Below are 20,381 nucleotides of genomic sequence, written 5' to 3'. Positions count from 1 at the left end.
CTACTCGATCAGCATGATGCGGCTGTGCCGTCGGCATGAGGGGAGCGGTCGCCCGATGGGCGGCAGCCCTCTCCCCATGCTGGTCGAGTAGCGCGGAGCGCGTATCGAGACCCGCGTTCTGCAGAGGGGTGGATCTCGATACGCCCGCTGCGCGGGCTACTCGATCAGCATGGCGGACGCCCGTCGGGCGGCTGCCTCCTCATGCTGGTCGAGTAGCGCGCAGCGCGTATCGAGACCCGCCCTCTGCACGCGGGTCAGGCGCGGGCCGCCGCGTACTGCTCGCGGATGACCGGGCGGTGGTCCGGCGCCGGCTCGGCGAGGGAGGTGACCTCCCAGGTCGGCCGCGCGCCGGTCAGCGCCCAGGCGGCCTGCACCGCAGCGCCGTCGGCGACGTACTCGCCGGGCGTCGGCACGACGACAGGCACGTCGAAGACCTGCGAGGCCGCCAGCTGCACGGCGCTGTTCTGCGCCGCCCCGCCGATCAGCAGGATGCGCCGGGCCTCGACGCCCTGTGCCCGCACGGCGTCCAGGCCGTCGGCGAGGCCGCAGAGCATGCCCTCGATCGCCGCGCGCGCCAGGTTCGGCCGCGTGGTCGACGCGATCGTCATCCCGTGCAGGCTCGCCGTCGCGTCGGGCAGGTTCGGCGTCCGCTCGCCCTCGAAGTAGGGCACGAGCACGAGGCCACCGGAGCCCGGCTCCGCATCGAGCGCGAGCGCCGAGAAGGCGTCGAAGTCGCTCCCCAGCAGCCCGGCCGTCGAGGCCAGCACCCGCGCCGCGTTCAGTGTCGCGACCAGCGGCAGGAACCGCCCGCTCGCGTCCGCGAAGCCCGCGACCGTGCCCGAGGCGTCGCGCACCGGGTCGTCGGTCACGGCGAAGACGGTGCCGCTGGTCCCGATGCTCACCACGACGTCGCCGGGCCCCGCGCCCAGGCCGAGCGCCGCGCCGGCGTTGTCGCCCGCGCCGGGACCGACGACGAGACCGCTCTCGGTCGTGCCCGCCTGCTCCGAGGGGCCGAGCACGCGGGGGAGGAGCGCCCGGTGCCCGAGCGCGCGCTCGAGCAGGTCGAGGTCGTAGCCGTCGGCGCCCCAGTACGAGGTGCCGGAGGCGTCGGAGCGGTCGGTGGTCAGCGCGTCCAGCTGCGGCCCGCGCGCGGAGTCGGGGCCGTAGCCGAGCAGGCGCCAGGTCAGCCAGTCGTGCGGGAGCGCCACGGCCGCGACGCGCGCGGCGTTCTCCGGCTCGGCGTCGCGCAGCCAGCGCAGCTTGGTGGCGGTGAAGGACGCGACCGGGACGCTGCCGGTGCGCTGCGCCCACGCCTCCGCGCCGAGCTCCTCGATCAGCTCGCGCGCCGCGCCGGCACTGCGGGTGTCGTTCCAGAGCAGCGCGGGCCGGACGACCCGCCCGTCGGCGTCGAGCACGACCATCCCGTGCTGCTGCCCGCCGACCGAGATCGCAGCGACGTCGTCGAGTCCGCCCGCGTCCGCGAGCGCGATCTGCAGCGCCTCCCACCAGGCGGCCGGGTCGACCTCGGTCCCGTCCGGGTGCGAGGCGCGGCCGGTGCGGACCACGGCTCCCGTGTCGAGGTCGCGGACGACGACCTTGCAGCTCTGGGTGGACGAGTCGATCCCTGCGACGAGCGTCATCGCCGTCTCCGTTCGTTGTGGCGGGTGCGGAGGCGCGGCCTCCGCTGAAGTCGGGGTGCGGAGACGGTGCCTCCGTCGGGTGGAAGGGCGGGGGCCATGCCTCCGCGGAGGAGAGGCGGGGGAGGGCCGGAGCCGTCACCCGAGCATGCGAGAACGGACGAGACCCCCTGCCGAGGCAGAGGATCCCGTCCGTCTCAGGACGTCCCGCGGCGCACCGCGGGAGCGGCCGGGTGGGTCAGCCGCGCGCGCCGAGCAGGTGCTCGGTGGCGAGCTGCTGCAGGCGGACGAAGCCGAAGCCCTTGCCGCCGAGGTACGCGTCGGTGTCGAACGCCTCGTAGGACGCGCTGTCCGCGAGCAGGTCGTCGTAGGACTCGCCCTCGTTCAGCGTCGGGGTCGACAGCTCGCCGACCTTCGACGCCGCGAGCGCCTCCTGCACCTCGGGGTCGGCGCGGAAGGCCGCCGCGCGCTCCTTGAGCAGCAGGTAGGTGCGCATGTTGGCCGCGGCCGAGTCCCAGACGCCGGTCTCGTCCTCGGTGCGCGAGGGCTTGTAGTCGAAGTGGCGCGGGCCGTCGTAGGCCGGGACGCCGCCGGGGCCGCCGTTCTCCAGGAGGTCGACGAGCGAGAACGCGTTGTGCAGGTCGCCGTGACCGAAGACGAGGTCCTGGTCGTACTTGATGCCGCGCTGGCCGTTGAGGTCGATGTGGAAGAGCTTGCCGTGGTACAGCGCCTGGGCGATGCCGGCCGTGAAGTTCAGGCCCGCCATCTGCTCGTGGCCGACCTCGGGGTTCACGCCGACGAGCTCGGGGCGCTCGAGCGAGTCGATGAACGCGATCGCGTGGCCGAGGGTCGGCAGCAGGATGTCGCCGCGGGGCTCGTTGGGCTTGGGCTCGATCGCGAAGCGGATGTCGTAGCCCTTGTCGGTGACGTAGTCGCCGAGCAGGTTGACGGCCTCGCGGTAGCGCTCGAGGGCCGCGCGGATGTCCTTGGCGGAGTCGTACTCGGCGCCCTCGCGGCCGCCCCACATCACGAAGGTCTGCGCGCCGAGCTCGGCGGCGAGGTCGATGTTGCGGAGGACCTTGCGGAGCGCGAAGCGGCGCACGTCGCGGTCGTTCGAGGTGAAGCCGCCGTCCTTGAAGACCGGGGCGCTGAAGAGGTTGGTGGTGACCATCGGGACGATCAGGCCGGTGGACTCGAGCGCGCCCTTGAGGCGGTCGATCTCGGTCTGGCGCTCGGCGTCGGTCGAGCCGAACGCGAAGAGGTCGTCGTCGTGGAAGGTGAGGCCGTAGGCGCCGAGCTCGCTCAGCTTCTCGACCGCGTGCACGGTGTCGAGGGGCTTGCGGGTCGGGCCGCCGAACGGGTCCGTCCCGTTGTAGCCGATGGTCCAGAGGCCGAACGAGAACTTGTCGGCGCGGGTGGGGGTCAGGGACATTGATCCGAATCCTTTCCGGCGACGTCGCCGAATTGTTGTTGCGCCCAACATATCGATCGGCGGCGTGCGGCGCAACGGTCGTCGCGACGTGTCGCGTGGTGGTGCTCCTCGGTCGGCGCGACGTCTCGCGACACTGTGCTCATCGATCGACGCGACGTCTCGCGTCGATATGTGGCGTCGCCCGACGAATTCCTTGCGGAAGCGTTTCGACTGTGCGTACAGTGCTCAGCAGCAACCCGGTCGAAGCGTTTCGAAGCACTGCTCTCCCGAGCAGGGCGGAGCGGCCGGGCACCGACGACGAGGTCCGGCAGGAGGAACGATGGCGAGCATCCACGACGTCGCCCGCGTGGCCGGGGTCTCGATCAGCACCGTCTCCTACGCCCTCTCCGGCAAGCGATCGATCGCCGCCTCCACCCGCCAGCGGGTCGACGAGGCCGTCCGGCAGCTGGGCTACCGGCCGCACGCCGGCGCCCGCATGCTCGCCGGAGCGCGGACCCACATCCTCGCCCTCTCGGCGCCGATGCGCGGCGAGCTGCACCTGCCCACCCACATGCGCTTCGTCACCGAGGTGCTCGAGCGGGCCCGCGAGTCCGACTACGACGTCCTCCTCCTCGTCACGGACGAGGCCTCCAGCGGCATCGCCCGCGTCTCCTCCTCCTCGCTCGTCGACGGCGTCGTCCTGATGGGCGTCGACGACGAGGACGACCGCGCGGCCCTCATCCGCGCGGCCGGCGTCCCGGCGACCTTCATCGGCGTCCCGGCCGACGCGCACGACCTCGCCTGCGTCGACCTCGACTTCGCCGAGGCCGCCCGCCGCAGCGTCCGCCTGCTCGCCGAGCAGGGCCACCGCTCGATCGGCCTGATCGAGCACCCGCAGTCGTACACCGACCGCAACGCCGGCTTCGTCCGCCGCTTCGACGACGCCTTCGAGGCGGAGTGCGCGGCCCTCGGTCTCGCCCTGAGCGTCGAGCGCCCGCACATCGGCCGAGCGAGCGCGTCGGCGGCGGTCGACGCGCTGCTCACCGCCCCGGTCTCCGCCCTCGTGCTGCACTGCAACGAGCCGGTGGCGGAGGCGGCGATCGAGCGCCTCGTCGAGCGCGGCCTCTCGATCCCCGGCGACCTCTCGGTCCTCGCGGCCTGCGCGAGCTACGACGGCGCGGCGCTCCCGGTGCCGGTCAGCAGCATCCCTCTCCCGTTCGACGCGATGTGCCGCGCGGCCGTCGCCCGCACCCTCCAGCAGATCGACTCCGGCCGCACCACCGGCGTCGACCTCCTCCCGCCCCACTACGTCGACCGCGGCTCCGTCGCGCTCGCCGCGACCGGCGCCCCGGTGCCGGCCGCTCCCTGACCCTTCCCAGTCCTCTTCGCCCCCGCGCTCTCCGCGCCGATCGTCGAAACGCTTCGACAGCTCGGCCGGTCTCAGAGAGCGCTCTTCGACTCGCACGATCCACCACTCACAGCCCTCGTCCACAGCCCCGCGGCACCGTTTGAAGGAGAACTCCCGCTATGTCGCTTCGTCCCCGCACCGCCTTCCACCGCCCTTCCGCCGCCACCGTCGGCTCGCTGAGCCGCCGCGGCCTGATCGCCGGCGGTGTCGGCATCGGCGCGATGTTCGCACTCGCCGCCTGCTCCGGAGGCGGCTCCGACGCCGGCTCCGACGCCCTCGCCACCGACGTCGACGGCGCCGGTCGCACCCTCACCATGTGGGACTTCGAGACCCCCGACAGCGACCGCGGCATCGCCTGGCTCGCCGCCCGCGACATCTTCACCAAGGAGACCGGCGCCGAGATCGCCTACGAGTTCAAGGCCTTCGAGCAGCTGCGCACCGGTGCCAGCCAGATCTTCAACTCCAACTCCGCACCCGACGTCGTCGAGTACAACAAGGGCAACGCGACCAGCGGTCTGCTCTCCAGCCAGGGGCTGCTGACCAACCTCGACGAGGCCGTCGAGTTCTACGGCTGGGACAAGCTCATCCCGGGCGCTCTGCAGACCACGGCCAAGTACGACGACAAGGGCATCATGGGCTCCGGCTCCTGGTACGGCATCCCCAACTACGGCGAGTTCACCTTCGTCTACTACAACAAGGACGTCTTCGCGGCGAACGGCCTCGAGGTCCCGACGACCTACGACGAGTTCACCGCCGTGCTCGACGCCTTCGTCGCGAAGGGGATCACCCCGCTCGCCGAGGCCGGCGCGGAGTACCCGCTGCAGCAGCTCTTCTACCAGCTCGCGCTGCTGAAGGCCGATCGCCAGTGGATCACCGACTACCAGACCTACACCGGCGAGGTCGACTTCGAGGACGCGGCCTGGAGCTACGCGGCCGACCAGCTGCAGACCTACGTGGACAAGGGCTACTTCTCCGCGGACGCCTCCGGACTCAAGGCCGAGGACGCGGGCACCGCCTTCATCTCGGGCGAGTACCCGATCTTCTTCTCGGGCTCGTGGTGGTTCGGCCGCTTCAAGACCGAGATCACCGGCTTCGAGTGGGACACCTTCCTCTTCCCGGGCGCCGAGTTCACGATGGGCTCCGCCGGCAACCACTGGGTCATCCCCGAGACGGCGAAGAACAAGGACCTCGCCTACAAGTGGATCGACATCACGATGCGCCCCGAGATCCAGAACCTCATCGGCAACAACGGCGGCATCCCGCTGGTCGTCGACGAGACCGCGATCACCGACGAGAAGAGCAAGGCGCTGCTCTCGCAGTGGAAGACGGTCGTCGACGAGGACCAGCTCTCCTTCTACCCGGACTGGCCCACCGCCACCTTCTACGACGACCTCGTCGCCGCCTCGCAGGAGCTCATCAACGGCTCGGTCGACCCCAGCGGAATGCTGACGGAGCTGCAGGGCAAGTACGACGACGGAGTCGCGGACATCAAGTAACCGCAAGGTCGTCCCCTCCCGCGAGATGCCACTTGTGCACGCGACACGCCGTGAAAGCCGTGCACAAGTGGCATCTCGCGGCCACCCCGGGCTCCGCCGCCCCCACACGACAGCACACGTTCAAGGAGTACCCATGACGACGACCGTTCCGCGTCGCGCGGAGAGCGCCCCGCCGCCTCCCACGGCGGAGAAGCCGCCCCGCGAGAAGCGCTCCGGCGGCTACTGGCTGTACCTGATCCCGGGCTTCGTGCTCTTCGTGTTCATCGTGCTGATCCCGCTGATCTGGAACATCTACATCAGCTTCACGTCCTGGCGCGGCATCAAGCCGCCGATCTTCATCGGCCTCGACAACTGGATCGAGCTGATGGGCGACGACCAGTTCTGGACGTCGTTCCTCAACTCCGTCTACATGATCATCGCGATGGTGATCGTGCCGACGATCCTCGGCCTCCTCCTCGCCGCGATCCTCTTCGATCTCGTCGGCAAGAAGTTCGGCGGCCGGATCGCCTCCTTCCTCCGCGCGACCTACTACCTCCCGCAGATCCTGCCGACGGTCATCGCCGCCATCGTGATCGGCTGGATCCTGCGCCCGGACAACGGCGCCCTGAACTCGATCCTCGAGGCGGTCGGCCTCGGCTCGCTCGCGCACGACTGGCTCGGCAAGCCCGACACCGCGATGCTCTCGATCATGGTCGTGATGATCTGGGTGCAGCTCGGCTACCCGGTCGTCATCTTCATGGCGGCGCTGCAGCGCGTGGACCCCGAGCTCTACGAGGCCGCGGAGCTCGACGGCGCGAACTGGTTCCAGCGCTTCCGCTGGATCACCATCTCGATCATCCGGCCCGAGGTCTTCGTCGTCACCCTCACCTGCACCATCGCCGCGCTGAAGGTCTTCGGCCCGATCTACGCGCTGACCCGCGGCGGCCCGGGCGACTCGACCATCGTGCCGAGCTACTACTCCTACACCGAGTTCTTCCAGAAGCAGCAGGTGGGCTACGGCGCCACCATCGCGACCGCGCTGACCATCGTCATCGTGATCCTGGCCGTCCTCTTCATCCGCGCCCAGGAGCGCGTCGAGCGCAGCGAAGGAGCCCGCTGATGTCGGCCATCGAAGCCCTGCCGTTCACCCAGGCCGGAACCGACGACACCGATCTGACCACGCCGAAGAAGGCGCCCAAGGCCTCGAAGGGCGCGACCAAGCGCACCCTCGGCGACTGGGCGATCCTGGTCGTGGCCGTCGTGATCGGACTCGTCATCATCAGCCCGGTGCTGCTGATCCTGCTCAACTCGTTCAAGACCCCGGCCGAGTACTCGGTCGGCGGCCCGCTCGCCTTCCCGACCGGCCTCTCCTTCGACGGCCTCTCGACCTTCTGGGAGCGGGTGAACTTCCCGGAGAAGCTCGGCAACTCGATCCTGATCTCGGGCTCGGTCGCGATCCTCGCGGTCGCCCTCTCGGTGCTCAACGCCTATGCGATCGGCATCGGCCGGGTCAAGGGACGCAGCTGGATCATCATCCTGTTCCTGCTGGCGAACATGCTGCCGCAGGAGGCCCTGCTCTACCCGCTGTACTACATGTTCAAGGCCGTCGGGATCTACGACAGCCAGCTCTCGGTGATCATCATCTTCACCGTCATCCAGTCGGCGTTCGGCACCTATCTGCTCTCCAGCGTCTACGGCACCTTCCCGAAGGAGATCCTCGAGGCCGCGGCACTCGACGGCGCCTCCAAGTGGCAGGTGCTCACCCGGGTGATCGTGCCGATCTCGCGGCCGACGCTCTCGGTGCTGATGATCTTCTTCTTCATCTGGACTTGGAACGAGTTCCTCATCCCGCTGGTCTTCCTGGTGAGCGATGCGACGCAGACCGTCCCGATCGCCATCTCCAGCCTCCAGGGCGACAAGATCATGGACGTCACGACGACCAGCGCGAGCGCCCTGCTGGGCCTGCTGCCGACGCTGATCTTCTTCCTGATCTTCCAGCGCACCCTGACCCGCGGCATCACCGCCGGCGCGGTCAAGTAGCCCCTTCTCACCGCGGCGCGGGTCCTTCCACCGGGGCTCGCGCCGCTGATCCCCTCGGCATGCCCGGCCGGGAATCGAAGCGCTTCGACCTCGCTCCCGGCATCGGCCTCCCCATCAGAAAGGCACCACCCCATGAAGTTCACCGACGGGTTCTGGCAGACGAGGGCCGGATTCACGCCCCTCTTCGCGCAGGAGGCGTACGACATCCGCTCCCACGGCACCTCGCTCGAGGTGATCGCGCCGACCAAGGTGATCCAGGGCCGCGGCGACGTGCTGAACCGGCCGACGCTGACCGTCACCGTGTCCTCGCCGGCGGAGGGCGTCGCGAAGGTCCGGATCGAGCACTGGCGCGGCACCGCGACCCGCCGCGGCTTCGACCTGGTCGACGACGCGGTCGGCGAGGCGAGCCTCACCGAGACCGGCGGCGTGCTGCGCACCGGCGACCTCGAGGTGCGCGTCGCGCAGGGCGCGCCCTGGTCGCTCGAGTTCTGGGACACCGCGACGGACACCCGTCTCACCGGCTCCGGGCACAAGGCCGAGGGCTACCTCACCGGCCCGGACGGGAAGGCCTACCTGCACGAGCAGCTCGACCTCGGCGTCGGCGAGCTCGTCTACGGCCTGGGGGAGCGCTTCGGCCCGTTCGTGAAGAACGGCCAGACCGTCGACGTCTGGAACGCCGACGGCGGCACCTCCTCCGAGCAGGCCTACAAGAACGTCCCCTTCTACCTCTCCAGCCGCGGCTACGGCGTCCTCGTCAACGACCCCGGCCTGGTCTCGTTCGAGATCGGCTCCGAGACCGTCGAGCGCGTGCAGTTCTCCGTCGGCGGCGAGGCGCTGGAGTACCTGGTCATCCAGGGTCCGACCAAGAAGGACGTGCTCCGCCGCTACACCGGGTTGGCCGGCCGCCCCGCGATCGTCCCCGCCTGGAGCTACGGACTCTGGCTCACCACGAGCTTCACCACCAGCTACGACGAGGAGACGGTGAACTCCTTCATCGACGGCTTCGCCGAGCGCGAGCTGCCGCTGTCGGCCTTCCACTTCGACTGCTTCTGGATGCGCGAGTTCCAGTGGACCGACCTCGAGTGGGACCCGCGCACCTTCCCGGACCCGGAGGGGATCCTCGCCCGCCTGCACGAGCGCGGCCTGCACACCTGCGTCTGGATCAACCCCTACATCGGCCAGGCCTCGGCGCTGTTCGAGGAGGGCCGCGAGAAGGGCTACCTGCTGCGCACCACCGCGGGCGACGTCTGGCAGTGGGACCTGTGGGTCGCAGGCATGGCCCTGATCGACTTCACCAACCCGGAGGCGACCCGCTGGTTCCAGGACAAGCTGCGGGTCCTGGTCCGCCAGGGCGTCGACTCGTTCAAGACCGACTTCGGCGAGCGCATCCCCTCCGAGGGCGTCGCGTGGCACGACGGCTCCGACCCCGAGGGCATGCACAACTGGTACACCCAGCTCTACAACCGCGCGGTGTTCGAGGTGCTCGAGGAGGAGCTCGGCGAGGGACGCGCGGCGCTCTTCGCCCGCAGCGCGACCGTCGGCGGCCAGGCGCTGCCGGTGCACTGGGGCGGCGACAACACCTCCTCCTACGTCTCGATGGCGGAGACCCTGCGCGGCGGGCTCTCGCTCGCGCTCGGCGGCTTCGGCTTCTGGGCGCACGACATCGGCGGCTTCGAGGGCACGCCCGACCCGGGCGTCTTCAAGCGCTGGCTCGCCTTCGGGCTTCTCTCCTCGCACTCGCGGCTGCACGGGTCGTCCTCGGTGCGGGTGCCGTGGGCGTTCGACGAGGAGGCGGTCGACGTCACCCGGCTCTTCACCCGGCTGAAGCTCTCGCTGATGCCCTACCTCTACGCGGCGGGGGCGGAGGCGGCGCGCACCGGCACCCCGGTGATGCGGCCGATGACGCTCGAGTTCGAGGACGACCGCAACGCGGCGCACCTCGACACGCAGTACATGCTCGGCCACGACCTGCTGGTCGCGCCGGTGTTCACCCCCGACGGCTCGGTCGAGTTCTACCTGCCGCACGGCCGCTGGACCAGCTGGTGGACGGGCGAGAGCACCGACTCGGCGGGGGAGTGGCGCCGCGAGGTGCACGGCTTCGACTCGCTGCCGCTCTACGTCCGCGAGGGTGCGGTGATCCCGGTCGGCGCGCGCAGCGACGTCGCCGAGTACGACTACGTCGACGGGCTGGAGCTGCGGGTGTTCCCGGGCGCGGACGGCGAGACGGTCGTGCGGGTGCCGGCGCACGACTCCGGTGCGGAGACGGTGTTCACGGTGACCCGCTCGGGCGCCGACGTGCGCTTCGACGCGCCCGCCGGCAGCTGGACCTGGACCCGCGCGGGGTCCTGACCGGCGAGGCCCGCGCACAACATCAGCTGAGAGAGGGGTCCCTCCTCTGTGGGGCGAGGGACCCCCTTCTCAGCTGATGTTGTGCGGCCGGAAGCGCCCGCACCCGCGGATAGGCTGGCCCCGGAGAGCAGAGGAGACCGCGGAATGGCCGAGAACGCGACGCGCGGCAACAACCTCGACCGGGTCCGCCGGCACAATCTGTCCGCGCTCCTGCGCCTCGTGCACCGCGGCGGCCCGCGGTCCCGCTCGCAGCTCACCCGCCTCACCGGCCTCAACCGCTCCACCATCGCCGCCCTCGTCGGCGAGCTGGTCGAGCTGGGCGTCGTGCGCGAGCTGCAGCCCGAGACCCTCAACCAGGTCGGACGGCCCAGCCCGATCGTCGAGACCGATCCGCGGGTCGTCGCGATCGCGGTGAACCCGGAGATCGACGCCGTCACCGTCGCGATCGTCGGCCTGGACGCCGAGGTGCGCCGCCGCATCCGCCGCACCGCCGCCGTGCCGAGCGCCGAGGCCGCGGCGGCGCTCGCGGCCGGCGCCATCGCCGAGCTGGTCGCCGAGCTGCCGAGGGACGCCCGCACGGTCGGCATCGGCGTCGCCGTCCCCGGCCTCGTCCGGGACGCCGACGGCCTGGTCCGGGTCGGCCCGCACCTCGGCTGGACCGATGAGCCGTTCTCCCGGATGCTCGCCGAGGCGACCGGGCTCCCGGTGCTCTCGGCCAACGACGCGAACCTCGGTGCCCTCGCCGAGAGCGTCCTCGGCGCCGGGCGTGACGTGTCCCACCTCGTCTACCTCAACGGCGGCGCGAGCGGCGTCGGCGCCGGCGTGATCGTCGGCGGCACCCCGCTGCACGGGATCGACGGGTACGCGGGCGAGATCGGCCACACCCTCGTCAACAGCGCCGGCGTCGACTGCCACTGCGGCGCGGTCGGCTGCCTCGAGACCGAGGTCGGCCGGGCGGAGCTGCTGCGGGTGCTCGGCCTCGACGAGAGCGCCGACGTGAGCGAGCGGCTCGAGGAGGCGCTCGCCGCCTCGAGCGATCCTGCGGTGCGTGCGGAGGTGGAGCGGCAGCTCGGGCACCTCGCCGTGGCGCTGCGCAACGTCGTCAACATCTTCAACCCGCAGCTGGTCGTGCTCGGCGGGTTCCTCGGCGCGCTCGTCGGCGTCGCACCGGGCTTCCTCGAGGAGCGGCTGGGCCGCGGCGGGCCGTTCCGGGTGGCGCTCGACTCCGTGCGCATCGCCCGCACCGAGCTCGGCGCCGACCTGCTGATGCTCGGCGCGGCCGAGCTGGCCTTCGAGCGCCTGCTCGCCGATCCGCTCACCGCCGAGCTGCACCCGGCCGGCGGCGCGCGGCCGGCGGCCTGAGCAGCTCCCACCGCCCCCGCCCGATCTGGCCGTCGTCCGCCGCGGCCTCGCGCCGCTCCGTCTCCGCGCGCCCACCCGATGCGCACTCCGGTCCACGGGCTCGGCTCAGGCCCTTGCGCGACCCCCGGTCGAATTGATTCGATAGTCGGGGAATGAATCCGGTCTCCCGTCGCTTGGCGGTAGAGGCGGTGCCCTTCCGCGCTCCCCTCTCCCTTCTCCGCTCTGCGCCCCGCAGGAAGGCTCCGTGACCTCTCTCGCCCCGACCCCCACCGGCTCGATCTCCGTGCACCGGCACGCCGGCGACGCCCTGACCAACCGTCAGCGCCTCGTCTACGTGATCGTCCTCGGCGCGCTCACCGCGCTCGGCCCGTTCACGATCGACCTCTACCTCCCCGCCTTCCCGGCGCTGCAGGGCGAGCTGAACGTGTCGGAGGCGGCGGTGCAGCTGACCCTCACCGGCACGACGCTCGGCTTCGCGCTCGGGCAGCTGGTCGTCGGGCCGTGGAGCGACGTGGTCGGGCGGCGGCTGCCGATCCTGCTCGCGACCTCGCTGCACGTGCTGGCCTGCGTCGGAGCGGCGTTCGCCCCCGAGATCGTCTCGCTCGGCGTCTTCCGCTTCCTGATGGGAGCCGGCGCCGCCGCGGGCGGTGTCGTCGCGATGGCGATGGTCCGCGACCTGTTCGGCGGGCGTCCGCTCGTGAAGATGCTGTCGCGGCTCGCGCTGGTCTCCGGCCTCGCGCCCGTGCTCGCGCCGGTCATCGGCTCGCAGCTGCTGCTGGTGATGGACTGGCGCGGCATCTTCGTCTTCCTGGCCGCCTACGGCCTGCTGGTGATGCTGGCGGTCGCGCTGCTGATCGTCGAGACGCGCCCCCGGGTGGCGCGCGCCGACCGCGACTCCCGCTCGCTCGCGCAGCGCTACCGCGCGGTCCTCAGCGACCGGGTGTTCGTCGGCGTCGCGATCATCGGCGGCATGACCTTCGGCGGTCTGTTCACCTACCTCTCCAGCTCGTCGTTCCTCTTCCAGGGGCTCTACGGCCTGGACGCGCAGCAGTACGGCCTGCTCTTCGCGGTGAACTCGCTCGGCGTGGTGTCGGGCGTCCAGGCGTCCTCGTACCTCAGCCGCCGCGGCGTCGGCCCGCAGTGGATCCTCGCCATCACCACGGTCACGCTCTTCGTCACCGCCGGGCTGATCGCGCTCTTCGACGGCCTGGGCTTCGGCATCGGGGGCACCCTCGTCCCGCTCTGGTTCTTCATCGCGGCCTGCGGCTTCAGCTTCCCCTGCGTGCAGGTGCTCGGCCTGGTCAACCACGGCCGCGAGGCGGGCACCGCCGCGTCGCTGCTCGGCGCCGTGAACTTCGGCACCGCCGGCATCCTCTCGCCGATCTCCGGCCTCTTCGGCGCCGAGTCGGCCGTGCCGATGGCCGGCGTGATGATGGCCACCGCCGCCGTCTCGATCCTGGCGCTCTGGCTCGTCGTCCGCCCCCGCACGGTCCCGGCCCTGCAGGACTGATCCGCCGAGGCGACCTCCGGCTCGCGGAACCGGCTCCGACTCGCCGGATCAGCGGATTCGGGCGTGCCGGAGCGCGTTCCGCGTGCCGGGAGATGTTCGGCTCGCGGAAGCGGCCTCGGCTCGCGAAATCGCCATCTTCCGGCGTGCCGGACCCGTTCTGGCGAGCCGAAGGTGCGGGCGGATGACCTCCGGCTCGCGGATCCGGCTCCGGCTCGTCGGATGGCCCGCTTTCGACGTGCCGGACGCGTTGTCGCGAGCCGGAGGTGTCCGCGGTTGACCTCCGGCTCGCGGTATCCGCTCCGGCTCGTAAAAACGCACCGATCCGACGTGCCGGACGCGTTTCCGCGAGCCGGAGGTGATCACGGCCGATCTCCGGCTCGTCGTTCCGGCTCCGGCTCGCGAAAACGTGCCGCTTCCACGTGCCGGAAGCGATTCCGCGAGCCCGACCCCGCCGCGTCAGCCCGCAAGCCCCAGCGCGTGAACGTCCGGTGGCGCCATCATGTCCGGATGGATCCTCGCCACGACCCCCTGAAGACCGAGCCCGGCGTCGCCCAGCCCGACGCCGTGCAGCGCGAGCGCCTCCACCGGCGCGCCCCCTCGGACGACGTCGTCGCGAAGGTCCTCACCACGGAGGCCGCCCGGCACGTCTCGCGCCGCTGGCCGCTGATCTCCGCCTCGATCGCGCTGGCCGTGACGATCGTCCTCGCCGTGATCATCGCTTTCCGACCCACCAGCGCGTTCTCGTTCGACGTCGAGTGGATGGACGAGATCGTCGAGCACCGCTCGAGCGTCTGGGACGTGCCGGCGCTCATCATGAACACTGTCGGCGCCGGGATCGTCGGCACCGCGATCATCCCGGTCGCGATCATCATCGTTCTGCTGGTCTTCCGCCGGCGCTGGGCCGCCCTCTACTACGCGCTCGCCGCCCTCGTCAGCGTCGGCGCCACCCAGCTCGTGAAGGAGCTGGTCGGCCGCGCCCGCCCCGAGGACATGCTGGTGACCAGCGACTACGGCTCCTTCCCCTCCGGCCACACCGCGAACGCCTCGACCACCGCGATGGTGCTCGCCCTGGTCTTCCCGCTGCTCTGGGTCTGGATCGCCGGCTTCCTCTACAGCGTCGCGATGATGGCCAGCCGCACCTACCTCGGCGCCCACTGGCTCACCGACACCATCGGCGGCCTCCTGCTCGGCCTCGCCGTCGCCCTGATCGTCTGGGCCCCCCTGGCCGGCCGCCTCCGCACCGAGTCCGAGCTCCCTCACCCGCCCCTCTGGGTCCGCCGCACGCACTGATCCCCGCCGCGAGATGCCACTTATGAGCGCGACACGCCGCAAAAGCCGCTCACAAGTGGCATCTCGCGGAGGGGGTCAGAACGCGCGCAGGCCGTCGAGCTCGTTGAAGGTGTAAACGTGCAGGCCGGCGAGGCGGTCGCCCACGGCGGCTTCCAGCCGGCCGACGAAGGCGGACGGGTCGAAGCGGCGGCCGCGCAGCAGCCCGCCCGCCACCGACGAGCTCCGCTTGAGGAAGCCGAGCGACGACCCGACGCCGATCCGCGCGCCGAGCGACAGCAGCCGCGCCCGCTCGACCGGCCCCGGGACGCCTACCCACAGCTCCGCGTCGATCCCGTCCGCCCGCAGCCGGTCGGCGTAGCGGACAACGGCGTCCACGTCGAAGCACATCTGCGTGACGATCCCGCGGAGGTACGGCGCCCGCTCGCGCAGGTGCTTCGCGATGCTCTCGTCCGAGAGGTGCGGGTGCCCCTCCGGGTAGCCGGCGACGTCGACGGCCAGCTCGGGCCGCAGCTCGCGGGCGTCGCGGATCAGCTCGAGCGACGTCGAGTAGCCGCCCGCGGCGCTCCTCGCGTCGCCCGAGATCACGAACGCCTCGTCGATCCCCGCGTCCCGCATCCGCCCGACTGCGCGCTCCAGAGCCTCGCGCCCCTCCACGTTCCGCGCCGCGAGGTGCGGCACGACCCGGAAGCCGCGGCCGGCCAGCTCCACCGCGGAGTCGATCGTCCGCTCCGTCCCGTGCTTCGGCAGGCTCGTCACGGTCAGCGTCACCGCGGCCGGATCGGGGAACGCCCGCTCTGCCTTCTCGCCGATGCCGTCCGACGGGATGATCTCGAAGCGCGCCCTGGTCATCCGCCCAGCCTCGCACGCGCCGGTGTCGGAGGGGCGCCCTACCCTGGAGGCGGTCGTCGCCCGGCGGCCCGGGAGGGAGTCGCGTGTATCTCGAGGACGACCGCAGCGGGGGAGTCCGCCTCGTCACGAGCCCGACCGACCTCTCCTCCTGGTCGGCCTGCGAGTGGGCGGTGCTCCGCCGGCTCGACGCGACCCTCGGCCGGGCGCCCCGCGTCGTCGTCGAGGAGGACGCGATGCTGCAGCGCACCGCCGTGCTCGGCGACGAGCACGAGGTCGCCTTCCTCGCCGAGCTGAAGCGCACGCACGAGGTCCTCGAGTTCGCCCGCCCCGAGCGCGCCGACTACGCGAGGGCCGCGGACGAGGCGGTCGAGGCGATGCGCGCGGGTGTCGACGTGCTCTACCAGGCCACCTTCTACGACGGCACCTTCATCGGCTTCTCCGACTTCCTGCTCCGCACCGAGGACGGGGCCTACGAGGTCTACGACACCAAGCTCGCCCGGCACGCGAAGATCCCGGCGCTGCTGCAGCTCGCCGCGTACGCGGAGCAGATGGCGGCGCGGGGGATCCGTGTCGGCGAGAAGGTCCACCTGGTCCTCGGCGACGGCACGACCACCAGCCACGACCTCGCGATGATCGCCCCCGTGCAGCGGGTCCAGCGGGCGCGCCTGCGCGCGGCTCTGGAGGAGCACCTCGCCGCGACCGAGCCGGTGGCGTGGGGCGATCCGCGCTTCACCGCCTGCGGCCGCTGCGGCCTCTGCGCCCCCGAGGTGCAGGCCCACCGGGACCCGATCCTGGTCGCGGGCATGCGCCTCGACCAGCGCGCGAAGCTCGCCACCGCCGGCATCACCACCCTCGACGCGCTCGCGGTCAGTGAGGGGCCGGTCCCCGGGATGAGCGCCGGCGCCGCCGAGACGCTGCGCGCCCAGGCCCGCCTGCAGCTCGCCACCGAGGCCTCGGCCGACCACGTCCCCGTCGTCGAGGTCGTCGACGCCTCGGTGCTGACCGCCCTGCCCGCCCCCGACCCGGGCGATCTCTTCTTCGACTTCGAGGGCGACCCGCTGCACGCGGAGGACGGCCAGTGGGGCCTCGACTACCTCTTCGGCATGGTCGACCAGGACGAGGTCTTCACCGCGTTCTGGGCGCACGACCTCGCGGCCGAGCGCCGCGCCCTCGTCGACTTCCTCGCCCTCCTCCGCGAGCGGCGGGCGCGCTTCCCGCGGATGCACGTCTACCACTACGCGTCCTACGAGCGCAGCCACCTGCTCTCGCTCGCGCAGCGGCACGGCACGGGGGAGGAGGAGATCGACGCGCTCCTGCGCGACGGTGTCCTCGTCGACCTCTACCCGGTCGTCCGCCGGGCGCTGCGCGTCGGCTCGCGCAGCTACTCGATCAAGAAGCTCGAGCCGCTCTACATGGGCGAGGAGGCGCGCGACACCCAGGGAGTGACCAACGCGGCCGACAGCATCACCGAGTACGTCGAGGCGCGGGCGCTGCTGCAGTCGGCCGATCGGGACGCCGCGTCGGCGGAGAGGGACCCGGCGAGGGCCGAGCTCGACCGCCGCGAGGGCGAGCGCCGCCTCGCCGAGATCGGCGAGTACAACGCCTACGACTGCCGCTCCACTCTGCGCCTGCGCGACTGGCTGCGCTCGCTCGTCCCCGCCCGCGAGGAGGAGCCGCTCCCGCTCGTCGACGTCGACCTGCCCGTCCCGCGCGAGCCGGACCCGGTCGCCGTCGCCCTCCTCGCCGAGGTCGAGGGCGTCGAGCCGCGCGAGCGCACCCCCGACCAGACCGCCCTCGCCCTCGCCGGCGCGGCGATCGACTACCACCGCCGCGAGGCGAAGACCTTCTGGCAGGAGCACTTCGACCGCCTGCGCCAGCCGCTCGACGACTGGGCCGACGCCCGCGACGTGGTCGTCGTCGAGCGGGTCGAGGTCGTCCGCGACTGGTCGACGCCGGCGCGGGCGCGCACCCTCTCCCGCGAGCTGCGGATCCTCGGCCGCCTCGCCCCGGGCAGCCGGCTCGGCATCGGCGCCAAGCCGTTCCTCGTCTACGACTCCCCGGCGCCGCCCGGGGCGCCCTCGCCCGGCCCGGGGATGCGCGGAGCCTCCGACCGCGCCGAGATCCTCGCCGCGTCCGACGACGGCGAGCGGATCGTCCTGCTCCTCAAGGAGGGCCTGCGCGCGGGGGAGGACCCGCACGACGACGTCCCGATCGCCCTCGCGCCCGCACCGCCGCCCCGGGCCGCCCCGCAGCCCGAGGCGATCGCGGAGTGGGGCGGCCAGGTGCTCGACGCCCTGCCCGCACTCCTGGCAGACCCCGCCCTCGACGTGCTCCGCCGCGTGCCGCCGGCCGTCGTCGCACCGGTCGAGGGCGACGACGTCATCGCCGCCGTCGTCGAGACCCTGCTCGGCCTCGAGCGCGCGACGCTCGCCGTCCAGGGCCCGCCCGGCACCGGCAAGACCTACGTCGGCTCGCACGTCATCGCCCGGCTCGTCACCGAGCACGGCTGGCGGGTCGGCGTCGTCGGGCAGTCGCACTCCGTCGTCGAGAACGTGCTGACCGCGGTCGTCGCGAAGGGCGTCGACCGCGCCCGGGTCGCGAAGGTGCCCAAGGCCGGCAGCTCCGCGGAGGCCCTCGCCGCCGCCGCCTGGACGCCGGTGAAGAACGGCGCCGCCCTCGCGGCGCTCGCCGAGGGCGGCGGCTGCGTCGTCGGCGGCACCGCCTGGACCTTCGCCAACGCGGGCAGCGTCCCGCGCCGCTCGCTCGACCTGCTGGTGATCGACGAGGCCGGCCAGTTCTCGCTCGCGCCGACCATCGCCTCCGCGATCGCCGCCGAGCGCGTGCTCCTCCTCGGCGACCCGCAGCAGCTCCCGCAGGTCAGCCAGGGCTCGCACCCCGAGCCGGTCGACGAGTCGGCGCTGGGCTGGCTCGCCGACGGCCACGACGTCCTGCCGCCCGCCTACGGCTACTTCCTCGCGCAGACCTACCGGATGCACCCCGCGCTCGCCGCCGCCGTCTCCGAGCTCTCCTACGAGGGCGCCCTCTCCTCCCGCGCCCCGGAGGTGCGCCGGCTCGACGGCGTCGCGCCCGGACTGCACGCGGTGCCGGTCGTGCACGCCGGCGACACCACCTCCTCCCCGGACGAGGCGCGCCGGGTCGTCGAGATCGCGCTGACCATGGTCGGCCGCGCCTGGCGGGACGAGCACGGCGAGCGCGCGCTCACCGCCGCGGACGTCATCGTCGTCGCCCCCTACAACGCACAGGGCGCCCTGCTCCGCGAGGCCCTCGACGCCGCCGGTCTCGAGGAGACGCTCGTCGGCACCGTCGACCTCTTCCAGGGCCGGGAGGCGGTCGTCGCGATCGTCTCGCTCGCCGCCTCCTCCGGCGCCGACGTCCCGCGCGGCCTCGAGTTCCTGCTGCTGCCCAACCGGCTGAACGTCGCGATCTCTCGGGCCAAGTGGGCCGCCTACCTCGTGCACTCGCCCGCGCTCGCGGCGTCGCCGCCCACTTCGATGGCGGCGCTCGAGCGGCTCTCGCGCTTCATCCGCCTCCTCGAGATCGCGGAGGAGACGGCGCAGGAGTGACGGAATCCGTCGTGCGGATCCGATCCGCCTCACGATTCCCGCGGTCCGGGCCTTGAACCACGAGTGATTCCGTCGCTACGGTGGCTGCATGAGAATCCTCCTGGTCGGCGCCGGCGGCGTCGGCGACGCCTTCGCGAAGATCGCCGCCCGCCGCTCCTTCTTCGAGCAGATCATCGTCTGCGACTACGAGCTCGCCAGGGCCGAGCGCACCGTCGCCTGGATCCTCGAGCGGCACGGCGCCGACGGGGTCGAGAACCGCTTCGTCGCCGCGCGCATCGACGCCTCCGACGCCGAGAACGTCGAGACCGTCGCCCGCGCGCACGGCGCGACCCACGTGATGAACGCGGTCGAGCCGTCCTTCGTGCCGACGATCTTCGCGGGCGCCCTCGCTGCCGGCGCCGACTACGTCGACATGGCGATGAGCCTCTCCCGGCCGCACCCCGAGGAGCCGCACACCAGGACCGGCCTGAAGCTCGGCGACGAGCAGTTCGCCGCCGCCCCCACGTGGGAAGCCGCCGGCCGTCTCGCCCTGGTCGGGATGGGCGTCGAGCCCGGGCTCTCCGACGTCTTCGCCCGCTACGCCGCCGACCACCTCTTCGACGAGATCGACGAGCTGGGCGTCCGCGACGGCGCCAACCTCGTCGTCCGCGACGACTCCGGCGCCGAGATCTTCGCGCCCTCGTTCTCGATCTGGACGACCATCGAGGAGTGCCTGAACCCGCCCGTGATCTACGAGAAGGACCGCGGCTGGTTCACGACGCCGCCGTTCTCCGAACCGGAGGTGTTCGAGTTCCCCGAGGGGATCGGCCCCGTCGAGTGCGTCAACGTCGAGCACGAGGAGGTGCTGCTGATGCCGCGCTGGCTCGACGCGAAGCGGGTCACCTTCAAGTACGGCCTCGGCGCCGAGTTCATCGGCGTCCTCCGCACGCTCAACCTGCTCGGACTCGACCGCACCGAGCCGGTCCGGGTCCGCTCCGCCGACGGGCCGGTGCTGGTCTCGCCGCGCGACGTGGTCGCCGCGGGCCTGCCCGACCCGGCGAGCATCGGCCCGCGGATGACCGGCAAGACCTGCGCGGGCCTCTGGGTCTCCGGCGCCAAGGACGGCGAGCACCGCGAGGTGTACCTGTATCACGTCAGCGACAACGAGTGGACGATGGCCGAGTACGGCACCCAGTGCGTCGTCTGGCAGACCGCACTCAACCCGGTGATCGCCCTCGAGCTGCTCGCGACAGGTGCCTGGTCCGGCGCCGGGGTGCTCGGGCCGGAGGCGTTCGACGCCGAGCCGTTCCTCGAGCTGATGGCCCGCCCGCTCGACGAGGGCGGCTACGGTCAGCCGTGGCACGTCCGCGAGGACTGAGCGGGAGCGTGGTCGGCGGGGGTCGGCCGGGACGCCGGTCGATGCGGAGTGCGCGCGGATCCGGCCGGGGCGAGCCGGGCTCGGCCGGCGTCGCGACCCTAGGCTGACC

The 20,381-nt window shown here is 72.1% G+C and carries 13 protein-coding genes; 10 read left to right on the top strand and 3 right to left on the bottom strand.

Annotated elements, in window-relative coordinates; all coding sequences use genetic code 11:
* Nucleotides 1–254: 254 nt before the first annotated feature.
* Both xylB and xylA read right to left on the bottom strand, forming a co-directional pair.
* Entirely contained in the window at nt 255–1,640 is a 1,386-nt protein-coding gene (gene xylB / locus MT351_RS11995) for a xylulokinase (RefSeq protein WP_132437648.1), read from the bottom strand.
* Between the two features lie 235 nt (nt 1,641–1,875).
* Nucleotides 1,876–3,069: a xylose isomerase gene (xylA, locus tag MT351_RS11990; protein WP_132437649.1), complete on the bottom strand. Its 1,194-nt coding sequence runs from the start codon at nt 3,067–3,069 to the stop codon at nt 1,876–1,878.
* A 319-nt stretch (nt 3,070–3,388) separates the two neighbouring features.
* Here xylA and MT351_RS11985 point away from each other — a divergent pair, with 319 nt between their 5' ends.
* The 8 genes from MT351_RS11985 to MT351_RS11950 all read left to right on the top strand — a co-directional run bounded on the left by MT351_RS11985 (nt 3,389) and on the right by MT351_RS11950 (nt 14,482).
* A complete protein-coding gene (locus tag MT351_RS11985) occupies nt 3,389–4,417 on the top strand; it encodes a LacI family DNA-binding transcriptional regulator (protein ID WP_165909145.1) in 1,029 nt (342 codons plus the stop codon).
* A 158-nt stretch (nt 4,418–4,575) separates the two neighbouring features.
* Nucleotides 4,576–5,952, top strand: a complete 1,377-nt coding sequence (locus MT351_RS11980) for an ABC transporter substrate-binding protein (RefSeq protein WP_243582285.1) — start codon at nt 4,576–4,578, stop codon at nt 5,950–5,952.
* Nucleotides 5,953–6,085: 133 nt separating this feature from the next.
* A complete protein-coding gene (locus MT351_RS11975) occupies nt 6,086–7,051 on the top strand; it encodes a carbohydrate ABC transporter permease (protein WP_123447720.1) in 966 nt (321 codons plus the stop codon).
* Nucleotides 7,051–7,971 carry a carbohydrate ABC transporter permease gene (locus MT351_RS11970; protein WP_123447719.1) on the top strand — a complete coding sequence of 307 codons (921 nt, stop codon included), beginning with the start codon at nt 7,051–7,053 and terminating at the stop codon, nt 7,969–7,971. Before MT351_RS11975 ends, MT351_RS11970 begins: the two co-directional genes overlap by 1 nt.
* Nucleotides 7,972–8,103: 132 nt before the next feature.
* The gene (gene yicI / locus MT351_RS11965; protein WP_243582284.1) at nt 8,104–10,320 is read left to right on the top strand and encodes an alpha-xylosidase; all 2,217 of its coding nucleotides are present in this window, start codon (nt 8,104–8,106) and stop codon (nt 10,318–10,320) included.
* Nucleotides 10,321–10,464: 144 nt separating this feature from the next.
* Nucleotides 10,465–11,682, top strand: coding sequence for an ROK family protein (locus tag MT351_RS11960; protein WP_243582283.1), 1,218 nt, complete (start codon nt 10,465–10,467; stop codon nt 11,680–11,682).
* A gap of 244 nt (nt 11,683–11,926) precedes the next feature.
* Nucleotides 11,927–13,192, top strand: coding sequence for a multidrug effflux MFS transporter (locus MT351_RS11955; protein WP_243582282.1), 1,266 nt, complete (start codon nt 11,927–11,929; stop codon nt 13,190–13,192).
* 507 nt (nt 13,193–13,699) lie between these two features.
* Nucleotides 13,700–14,482 (top strand): phosphatase PAP2 family protein, encoded by a 783-nt coding sequence (locus MT351_RS11950; RefSeq protein ID WP_123737316.1) that lies wholly within the window; start codon nt 13,700–13,702, stop codon nt 14,480–14,482.
* A gap of 75 nt (nt 14,483–14,557) precedes the next feature.
* Here MT351_RS11950 and MT351_RS11945 read toward each other — a convergent pair whose 3' ends face one another.
* A complete protein-coding gene (locus tag MT351_RS11945; protein ID WP_132437654.1) occupies nt 14,558–15,331 on the bottom strand; it encodes a methylenetetrahydrofolate reductase in 774 nt (257 codons plus the stop codon).
* Between the two features lie 83 nt (nt 15,332–15,414).
* On the opposite strand from MT351_RS11945, the gene MT351_RS11940 reads away from it, so the two are divergent.
* Nucleotides 15,415–18,915: a bifunctional RecB family nuclease/DEAD/DEAH box helicase gene (locus MT351_RS11940; protein ID WP_243582281.1), complete on the top strand. Its 3,501-nt coding sequence runs from the start codon at nt 15,415–15,417 to the stop codon at nt 18,913–18,915.
* Between the two features lie 88 nt (nt 18,916–19,003).
* Entirely contained in the window at nt 19,004–20,272 is a 1,269-nt protein-coding gene (locus MT351_RS11935; protein ID WP_243582280.1) for a saccharopine dehydrogenase family protein, read from the top strand.
* The last annotated feature ends 109 nt before the right edge of the window (nt 20,273–20,381 follow it).

The sequence above is a fragment of the Rathayibacter sp. VKM Ac-2926 genome, from assembly GCF_022815565.1.
GTDB classification, from domain to species: Bacteria; Actinomycetota; Actinomycetes; order Actinomycetales; family Microbacteriaceae; genus Rathayibacter; species Rathayibacter festucae.
This window is presented reverse-complemented; position numbering and strand designations above follow the sequence as displayed.